Below are 10,107 nucleotides of genomic sequence, written 5' to 3'. Positions count from 1 at the left end.
CATGTCGATCACGATATCGCGGCCGAACTCCTGGCGGAACTCGATCGCCAGCTTGCAGCAGAAGGTCACCGCCTCGGGGTCGTCGCCGTTGACGTGGAGGATCGGCGCCTGGATCGCCTTGGCCATGTCCGACGGGTAGGGTGACGAGCGCGCATATTGCGGGCTGGTGGTGAAGCCGACCTGGTTGTTGATGATGAAGTGCAGCGTCCCGCCGGTGCCGTAGCCGGGCAGGCCGGAGAAGCCGAGGCATTCGGCGACCACCCCCTGGCCGGCGAACGCGGCATCGCCGTGGAGCAGGATCGGAAGCACGGTCTTGCCGTGCTTGTCGCCCTTCAGCGTCATCACCGCGCGCGCCTTGCCAAGCACGACGGGGTCGACCGCCTCGAGGTGCGACGGGTTGGGGAGCAGCGACAAATGCACCTTGTTGCCGTCGAACTCGCGGTCGGACGAGGTGCCGAGGTGGTACTTCACGTCGCCCGAGCCGCCGACGTCGGCGGGATTGGTCGCGCCGCCGGCGAATTCGTTGAAGATTGCCCGCGTCGGCTTGCCCATCACGTTGGCGAGCACGTTCAAGCGCCCGCGGTGGGCCATGCCGACCGCGATCTCGCTGATGCCCAATTGGCCGCCGGTCTTGATCACGCTTTCCAGCGCGGGGATCGCGCTTTCGCCGCCGTCGAGCCCGAAGCGCTTGGTCCCGACATATTTCTTGGCGAGGAATTTTTCCCATTGCTCGCCCTCGATGACCTTGGCGAGGATCGCCTGCTTGCCTTCGGGGGTGAATTGGACGGTGTCGTCGGCGCGCTCGATGCGGTCTTGGATGAAGCGCCGCTCATCCAAGTCGTTGATGTGCATATATTCGAAGCCGATGTGGCCGCAGTAGGTGTCCTGCAGCACGCGCACGATCTCGCGCACGCTGGCCTGTTGGAAGCCGAGCACCCCGCCGAGCCAGATCGGCCGGTCGAGGTCCATCTCGCCGAAGCCGTGATAGGCCGGGGTGAGGTCGGCCGGGCAGTCGCTGAGGTAGAGGCCGAGCGGGTCGAGGCTCGCGGCGAGGTGCCCGCGCACGCGGAACGTGCGGATCAGCATCATCGCGCGCACGCTGTCGTCGGCGGCGCGGTGGACCGCGTCGGGGTCGGCCCCGGCCGCCGCGGCGACCTCGCTCGCCGCCGCCTTGACCGCCGCCACCGTCGCCTCGGTCGGGTCGAGCCCGGCATTGACCTCGTCGAGCACCGCCAGCGGCCAGTTGGCCCGCGCCCAGCTCGGTCCCGCTTCGCGCAGGCCAGTCATGGAGAAATCGTCAGCCATCGCCTCTTCCGCACCCGGAGGGGTACTAACGGTTCAACAGCGCCTTTAGCGTCGTGCCGAGCTCAGATGGGCTTGGCGAGACGGTAATTCCAGCCGCTTCCATCGCCGCGATCTTGCTTTTGGCGTCGCCCTTGCCGCCGGCGACGATCGCGCCGGCGTGGCCCATGCGGCGGCCGGGAGGCGCGGTCAGGCCGGCGATGAAGCCGACCACCGGCTTGCGCCGCCCGCGCTTCGCCTCATCGGCGAGGAACTGTGCGGCGTCTTCCTCCGCGCTGCCGCCGATCTCGCCGATCATCACGATCGACTGGGTGGCGTCGTCGGCGAGGAACAGCTCGAGCACGTCGATGAAGTTGGTGCCGTTGACGGGGTCGCCGCCGATGCCGACCGCGGTGGTCTGGCCCAGTCCCTCGTTTGTAGTCTGGAACACCGCTTCGTAGGTCAGCGTGCCCGAGCGGCTGACCACCCCGACGCTGCCCTTCTTGAAGATATTGCCGGGCATGATCCCGATCTTGCACTCGTCGGGGGTCAGCACGCCGGGGCAATTGGGGCCGATCAGCCGCGACTTGGAGCCGGTCAGCGCGCGCTTGACCCGGACCATGTCGAGCACTGGAATGCCTTCGGTGATGGCGACGATCAGCGGCACCTCGGCGTCGATCGCCTCGAGGATTGAGTCCGCGGCGAACGGCGGCGGGACGTACACCACGCTGGCGGTGGCGCCGGTCCGCTCAACCGCCTCGTGGACGGTGTCGAACACCGGCAGCCCGATATGGGTTGATCCGCCCTTGCCCGGCGTCACCCCGCCGACCATCTGCGTGCCATAGGCGAGCGCCTGCTCGGTGTGGAATGTCCCCGTTTCGCCGGTCATCCCCTGGGTGATGACCTTGGTGTTGCGGTCGACGAGAATGCTCATTTGAGGCTTCCGTCGATCGCCTTGCACGCCACCAGCAGCTCCTTCACCGCCTCGACGCTGACTTCGAAATTCTTGCGCGCGGCGTCATCGAGCTCGATCTCGACAATCTTCTCGACCCCGCCGGCGCCGATCACCACCGGCACGCCGACGTAGAGGTTGTCGACGCCATATTGCCCGGTCAGGTTGGCGGCCGCGGGGAGCACGCGCTTCTTGTCCTTCAAGTAGCTCTCGGCCATCGCGATCGCGCTGGTGGCGGGGGCGTAAAACGCGCTGCCGGTCTTGAGTAAAGCGACGATCTCGCCGCCGCCGCCGCGGGTGCGCTGGACGATCGCGTCGATCCGCTCCTGGTTCGACCAGCCCATCTTGATCAATGCCGGGATCGGGATTCCGGCGACAGTCGAATAATCGATTACCGGGACCATTGTGTCGCCGTGCCCGCCGAGCACGAACGCGGTGACGTCCTCGACCGAAACCTTGAACTCGTCGGCGAGGAAATGGCGGAACCGCGCGCTGTCGAGCACGCCTGCCATGCCGACCACCTTGGCGTGCGGCAGGCCGGAGAATTCGCGCAAGGCCCACACCATCGCGTCCAGCGGGTTGGTGATGCAGATCACGAAGCTGTCGGGCGCGTGCTTCTTGATGCCCTCGCCGACCGCCTTCATCACCTTCAAATTGATGCCGATCAGGTCGTCGCGGCTCATCCCCGGCTTGCGCGCGATGCCGGCGGTGACGATGCACACGTCGGCCCCCGCGATGTCGGCGTAATCGGACGAGCCCTTGAGCGTGGCGTCGAAGCCATCGACCGGGCCGGCCTGCGCAATGTCGAGTGCCTTGCCCTCGGGAATCCCCTCGGCGATGTCGAACAGGACGATGTCGCCGAGCTCGCGCATCGCGGCGAGATGGGCGAGCGTGCCGCCGATCATCCCGGCGCCAATCAGGGCAATCTTGTTACGGGCCATGAAGCGGTGACTTTCCTCTGCCTGGTGTGGGAACACCGGGACCGGCGCTCACTAGTGCGCGCCTCTAGACCGGCAGCGGGAGTCGGGCAACCGGCTCGCGGGGCCTAGCTGGCGGTGCCCTCGAACAGGCTGAGGATATTGCCGTCGGGGTCCTTGAACCAGGTCGTTTTCATGCCTTCGGCGACGTACAGGTCGCCCTGCTTCTCGAGGCCGGGCATGTCGTAGTTCTCGAAGAAAATGCCCTTGTCCTTGAGCTCGCGCACCTCGGCTTCGATGTCGGCGACGTCGAAGGTCAGCGCGGTGGCCTGGTTGGTGCCGGCGAATTCTGAGCGGTAGACGTTGATCGTGGTCGATCCGCTGGTCACCTCGAGCACTTCGCCGCCCATCGCCTCCTTGGCCTCAAGCCCAAGCGTCTCGCCGTAAAACTTACGTGCGCGCGCGATGTCCTTGACCGCGATCATCGGGGTTGCGTTGGCTGAGTCCAGCATCGTCTGTCTCCTGGTGGATGCATGCGAAACGGCCGCCCCCGCCGCCGCGTTCCACCCGGCGACGCGCCCCGCCGCGCCTACAGCGGCGCCCGGCGCAAGCGTAGGGTCTCTTCCCGCACCTTGCCGTCTTCCTTGAGCATAATGCCGATCGTCATCGCGTCGGCGCCCTCGCGGGTCAGGGTCAGCCCGCGGAATTTGAGCACGCCGGGTGTGGCGCTGACCGGCTCAAAGCTGTGCCAGCCGCCTTTCTCTTCCCAGCCGGTGAAATCGCGGTTGAAATGCTTGACCCGCATGCGCAGCCCGGCCGGCTGCTCATCGATCACCTCGAGCTCGTAGAATTTGACCTTGCCACCGCTGGTCAGCTGGAAATGGCCGACCATCTGGCCGTCCGCGGCGGGCGACCAATTCTCCTCGATCTCGCCGCCCAGCCCTTGGCCCACCCAGCGCCCGGCAAGCCACGCCGCATCGGCGATCTTCGCTGCGGGCGCGGGCGCGGTGTTGGCGGCGACGGCCGAGGCGGGGCAGGCGGTCGCCAGGCTCATGAGTGCCAGCTTGGTCCACTGCCGCATCGTCGTCCTCCCGTTCAGTCGATACACTGCCGACATAATCGATCCGTGCCAGTCAGGCGAGACTCAACGAAGGCGGGCTACCGGTTGGTCATGGCTGCGTTCGCGCTTGCCGACGAGTCCACCGGCGCCTCGTTGAGCATCGCCTCGGCGGCGTCGAGCTCGCGCTGGTCGGCCGGGGAGGGGGCGCCGTCGTCGCGCGAGCAGCCGCCCGCTACCGCGAGGGCAAGGAGGATGGCGATCCGTTTCATCGCAAGTCCCATAGCGCAATAAAAAAGGGGCCGCGCACCCATGGCGCGCAGCCCCTTTCCAGTATTCGCGGATGCGAAGACTTAGTTCGCGGCGTTGTCCGCAGCGTTCTCGACCGCGTCGCCAGCGTTCTCGACGGCGTTGCCGGCGTTCTCGATGGCGTTGCCGGCGGTGTCGAGCGCATTGTCGGCAGCGTTGGCGGCATCGTTGGTGGCGGCGTCGGCATCGGCCTCGGCAGCGTTCTCGATGGCGGTTTCGTTTTCAACGGCGTTCTCGGTCTTGGTGTCGCACGCGGCGAGACCGAGTCCGAGGACCAGAGCGGTCACTGCAATCTTCTTCATGATCGTTCCATTCACTCTAACTTGCCCGACGGAGCGGGCAGTGGGCTCGGCCTGCCGCGAGAATCGCACAGGCCAGCGCGCGCCCATATAGAGCGCGGTTTCGCGGCGCAATCGGCATTGTGACAAAATCGTGGCCGGCACGCTTTTGTTTGACGATATAAAGAAATCTTTATATCCCGTCTTGGTGACCGTATCCGCGCCCCTCTCCGACCGTTTCCAGGCGCTGGCCGACCCCACCCGGCTGCGCATCCTCGCGCTGCTCAGGCGGATGGAATTGTCGGTTGGCGAGCTGGCCGCTCTGCTCGACCAGAGCCAGCCGCGCGTCTCGCGCCACGTCCGCATCCTTGCCGAGGCCGGCGCGGTCGAGCGGCGCAAGGAGGGCAGTTGGGTGTTCCTCGCGATCGGCGAGCCCGCGCGCACCGACCCGATGTTCGCTTTGCTCGACGCCTGGGCCGACCCCGCCACCGCCGCCGACTTCGCCGCCGACGCCGCGCGCCTCGAGCACATCCGCGCCGAGCGCGCCGAGGCCGCCTCGCGCTATTTCGCCGGCCACGCCGCGGTGTGGGACCAGATCCGCTCGCTCCACGTCGCCGAATGCGAGGTAGAAAGCGCGATCGAGCGCGCGCTCGCTGATTGCGACCTCGGCCGGCTGGTCGATATCGGCACCGGCACCGGCCGCATGATCGAATTGTTCGGCCCGCGCGCCGACCATGCCGTCGGCATCGACCGCTCGTCGGAGATGCTGCGGCTGGCCCGGGTCAAGCTCGAATCGGCCGGCATTCCATCGAGCCTGCGCCAGGGCGACATGTATGCGCTCCCGCTCGATGACGGCAGCGCCGACAGCGCGATCATCCACCAGGTACTCCATTACGCCCACGCCCCGGCCGCCGCGATCGCCGAGGCGGGCCGCGTGCTGGCGTCGGGCGGGACCCTGCTGGTGGTCGATTTCGCCGCCCATGAGCGCGAGGAACTGCGCGCCAGCGACGCGCATATCCGCTTGGGCTTCGACGACGAGGCCATGCGCGGCTGGTTCGCCGCCGCCGGCCTCACCCTCGACCATGTCGAGCATCTCGAAGGCGGCGAATTGACCGTCACCTTGTGGCGCGGCGCCAAGCAGGCGCTGCCCCAGCGCCAGCGGCGCGCGGCATGAGCGGAGCTGCCACCGCCCGCGTCGCGGTGCCGTCGCGCGAGGTCGTGCCGTTGTTCGCCGAGACCCGCGGCGACATCGCGGTCAGCTTCGAATTCTTCCCGCCCAAGAGCGATGCGATGGCGGCGACGCTGTGGCAGTCGATCGAGACGCTCGCGCCGCTTCATCCGCGCTTCGTTTCGGTCACCTACGGCGCCGGCGGTTCGACCCGCGAGCGGACCCACGCCACGGTCGAGCGGATCGTCAACGAGACCAGCCTGACCGCCGCCGCGCATCTCACCTGCGTCGGCGCGTCGCGCGACGAGATCGACGCCGTCGCGCGCGATTATTGGGAGATCGGCGTGCGCCACGTCGTCGCCCTGCGCGGCGACCCGCCCGAGCCAGGCCAGGCCTACGCCCCGCACCCCGACGGCTATGCCAACGCCGCCGAGCTGGTCGCCGGGCTCAAGCGCGTCGCGCCGTTCGACGTGTCGGTCGCGGCCTATCCGGAAATCCACCCCAATTCGGCCGACCGCGCCGCCGACCTCGACAACTTCAGGCGCAAGGTCGACGCCGGCGCCGACCGCGCGATCACGCAGTTTTTCTTTTCGCCCGATTGCTTCTTCCGCTTCCGCGACGCGGTCGCCGCGTCCGGCATGGACATCGAGATCGTCCCCGGCATCCTGCCCGTCAGCAACGTCGCCCAAACCCGCCGCTTCGCCGAAATGTGCGGCGCCGGAATCCCGGCCTGGCTCAACGATCTGTTCGAAGGGCTCGACGAACTGCCCGCCGCGCGCCAGCTGATCGCAGCCACCGTCGCCGCCGAGCTGTGCGGGCAATTGTATGCCGGGGGCGTGCGCCACTTCCACTTCTACACCCTCAACCGCGCCAAGCTGGCCTACGCCATCTGCCATTTGCTCGGCGTTCGGGCGCAAGCGGCATGAGCGCGGCCGACGCCTTTCGCGCCGAAGCGGCCAGGCGCATCCTGGTCAAGGACGGCGCCTACGGCACCTCGATCCAGGCGCACAAACTGGCGAGCGCCGACTATTGCCGCGGGCTCGACCTGTTCAAGGACCAGCGCGGCAACAACGACCTGCTCAACCTCGCGCGGCCCGAGCTGGTCGAGGAGATCGCCGAGCAGTTTGCCGCCGCTGGGGCCGACATCCTCGCCACCAACAGCTTCAATGCCACCGCGATCAGCCAGGCCGATTACGGCGCCGAGCATCTCGTGCGCGAAATCAATGTCGCCGCGGCGCAAATCATCCGCCGCGTCGCCGACCGCAATTCAGCAATCGACGGCCGCCCGCGCTGGGTCGCCGGCGCGGTCGGGCCGACCAACAAGACCTTGTCGCTGTCCCCCGACGTCAACGACCCCGGCTACCGCGAGGTCGATTTCGACACGGTGAAAGCGGTCTACCGCGAGCAGATCGACGCGCTGGTCGAGGGCGGGGTCGATTTCATCCTGATCGAGACCATTTTCGACACGCTCAATGCCAAGGCCGGGATCATGGCGGTGCTCGAGGCCGAAGCCGCGCTTGGTCGCCCGCTGCCGCTGATGATCTCGATGACGCTGACCGATCTCTCGGGCCGCAACCTCAGCGGCCACACGGTCGAGGCGTTCTGGGCCGCGGTGCGCCATGCGCGGCCGTTGACCATCGGGCTCAATTGCTCGTTCGGCGCCGCCCCGCTCCGCCCGCACCTCGCCGCGCTGTCGGCGCAGGCCGACACGCTGGTGATGGCCTATCCCAATGCCGGCTTGCCCAACGACCTCGGCGAATATGACGAGGCGGCGGCCGAGACCGCGGCGCAGGTCGCCGAATGGATCGCCGATGGCTTGGTCAATGTCGTCGGCGGCTGCTGCGGCACCACCCAGGCGCACATCGCCGCGATCGCCGCCGCCGCCGCGGGCGCCCCGACGCGCCAAATCCCCGCCGCGCCCGGCCACACCGTCCTCGCCGGGCTCGAGCCGATGATTCTTGCTGCATGACCGAAACTCCCGTTCGCCCTGAGCCTGTCGAAGGGCTGCCCTTGCTTGATGAAGGTGAGGAGAACAGGGCTTCGACCAGCTCACCCCGAACGGATTTGGAGAAGCAGGCCGGCGCCGGCGCGCGGTTCGTCAATGTCGGCGAGCGCACTAACGTCACCGGCTCGGCAAAATTCAAGAAACTGATCCTCGCCGGCGACTATGACGCCGCGGTCGAGGTCGCGCGCGAGCAGGTCGACAACGGCGCACAGATCATCGACGTCAACATGGACGAGGCGCTGCTCGATTCAGAGCAGGCGATGACCATTTTCTTGAAGCGCATCGCCGCCGAGCCCGACATCGCGCGCGTCCCGGTGATGATCGATTCCTCGAAATGGAGCGTGATCGAGGCCGGTCTCAAATGCGTGTCGGGCAAGCCCGTGGTCAATTCGATCAGCATGAAGGAAGGCGAGGGGCCGTTCCTCGAGCTTGCGCGCAAGTGCCGCGCGTACGGCGCCGCGATTGTCGTGATGGCGTTCGACGAGGTTGGGCAGGCCGATACCGCCGCGCGCAAAGTGTCGATCTGCGAGCGCGCCTATAAATTGCTCGTCGCCGACGGCACCGACGCCCACGACATCATCTTCGACCCCAACATCTTCGCGGTCGCGACCGGGATCGACGAGCACCGCCGCTACGCGCTCGACTTCATCGAGGCGGCGCGCGAAATCCGCGCCCGCTGCCCCGGCGTCCACATCTCGGGCGGGCTGTCGAACTTGAGTTTCTCGTTCCGCGGCAACGAGCCGGTGCGCCGCGCGATGCACTCGATCTTCCTCTACCACGCGATCCCCGCCGGGCTCGACATGGCGATCGTCAACGCCGGCCAGCTCGACGTCTACGACGACATCGACCCCGAGCTGCGCGAGGCGTGCGAGGACGTCATCCTCGACCGTCGCGAGGACGCCACGGAGCGGCTGGTGACGCTTGCGGAGCGCTACCGCGGCACCGACGCGGCGGAGGAGAAACAGCTCGCCGTGTGGCGCTCGCTGCCGGTCGGCGAGCGCCTGTCCTACGCTTTGGTCAAGGGCATCGACCTCGACATCGTCGCCGATACCGAGGAAGCGCGGCAATTGTTCGCGCGGCCGATCGAAGTCATCGAAGGCCCGCTGATGGACGGCATGAGTGTCGTCGGCGACCTGTTCGGGTCGGGAAAAATGTTCCTGCCGCAGGTGGTCAAGTCGGCGCGCGTGATGAAGAAAGCGGTCGCGCATTTGATCCCGTTCATCGAGGCCGAAAAGGAAAAGTCCGGCGCCACCGCGGGCAAGGGCCGGGTGGTCATGGCGACCGTCAAGGGCGACGTCCACGACATCGGTAAGAACATCGTCGGCGTGGTTTTGCAATGCAACGGCTTCGAGGTCATCGACCTTGGCGTGATGGTGCCGTGGCAGGACATTTTGCAGTGCGCCAATGACAACAATGCCGACATGATCGGCTTGTCCGGGCTGATCACCCCCTCGCTCGACGAGATGGTCACGGTGGCCGGCGAGATGCAGCGGCTCGGGCTCACCACCCCGCTGCTGATCGGGGGCGCGACCACCAGCAAGGCGCACACCGCGCTGCGCATCGACCCCGCCTACGACGGCCCGGTGCTCCACGTGCTCGACGCCAGCCGCGCGGTCGGGGTCGCCTCGAGCCTGGTCTCGGACACCCAGCGCGATCCGCTCGTAGCCAAGACCGCCGACGAATATGACGCTCTGCGCATCGCCCGCGCGCGCAGCGGCCACAGCGAGCTGGCAACGCTCCCCGAAGCGCGCCGCAACGCATTCCCCTACGACCCTTCCGGCAAAGCGCCGCCGCCCAGCATGCCCGGACTCCACCAGTTTGGCGAATGGCCGCTGCGCGACCTGCGCGCGTCGATCGACTGGACGCCGTTCTTCCGCGCCTGGGAGCTCGCCGGCAACTACCCCGCGATCCTCGAAGACCCGGTGGTCGGCGCCAGTGCGACCAGTCTATTCGCCGATGCCCAGGACATGCTCGACAAGATCATCGCCGAGCGCTGGGTGACGGCGAGCGGCACCGTCGGCCTGTGGCGCTGTAGGCGCGAGGGCGACGATGTGCAGGTCTATTCCCCGCCCCTTGAGAGGCGGGGAGGGAGCCGCGAAGCGGCGGAAGGGGCGGGGGAGTCGGGCGAGACCCACTCGGC

Annotated in this window: 11 protein-coding genes; 4 read left to right on the top strand and 7 right to left on the bottom strand. The window is 67.5% G+C overall.

The genetic code is table 11. From position 1 onward, the window contains the following. The 7 genes from RMP08_RS03140 to RMP08_RS03110 form a co-directional block, all read right to left on the bottom strand. A partial coding sequence (locus tag RMP08_RS03140; protein ID WP_310467534.1) for a thiamine pyrophosphate-dependent enzyme occupies positions 1–1,305 on the bottom strand: 1,305 nt, incomplete at its 3' end. A 25-nt stretch (positions 1,306–1,330) separates the two neighbouring features. Then, entirely contained in the window at positions 1,331–2,215 is an 885-nt protein-coding gene (gene sucD / locus RMP08_RS03135; RefSeq protein WP_310467533.1) for a succinate--CoA ligase subunit alpha, read from the bottom strand. Continuing rightward, positions 2,212–3,174 (bottom strand): malate dehydrogenase, encoded by a 963-nt coding sequence (mdh, locus tag RMP08_RS03130; protein WP_310467532.1) that lies wholly within the window; start codon positions 3,172–3,174, stop codon positions 2,212–2,214. Before mdh ends, sucD begins: the two co-directional genes overlap by 4 nt. Positions 3,175–3,278: 104 nt before the next feature. Further along, positions 3,279–3,662, bottom strand: coding sequence for a VOC family protein (locus RMP08_RS03125; RefSeq protein ID WP_310467531.1), 384 nt, complete (start codon positions 3,660–3,662; stop codon positions 3,279–3,281). Positions 3,663–3,739: 77 nt separating this feature from the next. Then, on the bottom strand, positions 3,740–4,231 hold the full coding sequence (locus tag RMP08_RS03120) for a DUF6265 family protein (RefSeq protein ID WP_310467530.1): 492 nt from the start codon (positions 4,229–4,231) through the stop codon (positions 3,740–3,742). A 77-nt stretch (positions 4,232–4,308) separates the two neighbouring features. Then, positions 4,309–4,479, bottom strand: coding sequence for a hypothetical protein (locus RMP08_RS03115; protein WP_310467529.1), 171 nt, complete (start codon positions 4,477–4,479; stop codon positions 4,309–4,311). An 81-nt stretch (positions 4,480–4,560) separates the two neighbouring features. Next, entirely contained in the window at positions 4,561–4,959 is a 399-nt protein-coding gene (locus RMP08_RS03110; protein WP_310467528.1) for a hypothetical protein, read from the bottom strand. A gap of 43 nt (positions 4,960–5,002) precedes the next feature. On the opposite strand from RMP08_RS03110, the gene RMP08_RS03105 reads away from it, so the two are divergent. From RMP08_RS03105 to RMP08_RS03090, 4 genes are all read left to right on the top strand, one after another. After that, a complete protein-coding gene (locus tag RMP08_RS03105) occupies positions 5,003–5,968 on the top strand; it encodes a metalloregulator ArsR/SmtB family transcription factor (protein WP_310467527.1) in 966 nt (321 codons plus the stop codon). After that, positions 5,965–6,888, top strand: coding sequence for a methylenetetrahydrofolate reductase [NAD(P)H] (metF, locus tag RMP08_RS03100; protein ID WP_310467526.1), 924 nt, complete (start codon positions 5,965–5,967; stop codon positions 6,886–6,888). The genes RMP08_RS03105 and metF overlap by 4 nt, the downstream gene beginning before the upstream one ends. Then, the gene (locus tag RMP08_RS03095) at positions 6,885–7,931 is read left to right on the top strand and encodes a homocysteine S-methyltransferase family protein (protein ID WP_310467525.1); all 1,047 of its coding nucleotides are present in this window, start codon (positions 6,885–6,887) and stop codon (positions 7,929–7,931) included. The genes metF and RMP08_RS03095 overlap by 4 nt, the downstream gene beginning before the upstream one ends. 95 nt (positions 7,932–8,026) lie before the next feature. Continuing rightward, positions 8,027–10,107 (top strand): dihydropteroate synthase (locus RMP08_RS03090; protein WP_310467524.1); only part of this gene is annotated, 2,081 nt, incomplete at its 3' end.

Origin of the sequence: Sphingomonas sp. (assembly GCF_031426035.1) — a bacterium.
Lineage (GTDB): Bacteria > Pseudomonadota > Alphaproteobacteria > Sphingomonadales > Sphingomonadaceae > Sphingomicrobium.
This window is presented reverse-complemented; position numbering and strand designations above follow the sequence as displayed.

Coding starts and splice junctions, on each gene's coding strand:
- RMP08_RS03095 (WP_310467525.1), top strand. CDS start 6,885: ATGAGCGCGGCCGACGCCTTTCGCGCCGAAGCGGCCAGGCGCATCCTG.
- mdh (WP_310467532.1), bottom strand. CDS start 3,174: ATGGCCCGTAACAAGATTGCCCTGATTGGCGCCGGGATGATCGGCGGC.
- RMP08_RS03120 (WP_310467530.1), bottom strand. CDS start 4,231: ATGCGGCAGTGGACCAAGCTGGCACTCATGAGCCTGGCGACCGCCTGC.
- sucD (WP_310467533.1), bottom strand. CDS start 2,215: ATGAGCATTCTCGTCGACCGCAACACCAAGGTCATCACCCAGGGGATG.
- RMP08_RS03115 (WP_310467529.1), bottom strand. CDS start 4,479: ATGAAACGGATCGCCATCCTCCTTGCCCTCGCGGTAGCGGGCGGCTGC.
- RMP08_RS03125 (WP_310467531.1), bottom strand. CDS start 3,662: ATGCTGGACTCAGCCAACGCAACCCCGATGATCGCGGTCAAGGACATC.
- metF (WP_310467526.1), top strand. CDS start 5,965: ATGAGCGGAGCTGCCACCGCCCGCGTCGCGGTGCCGTCGCGCGAGGTC.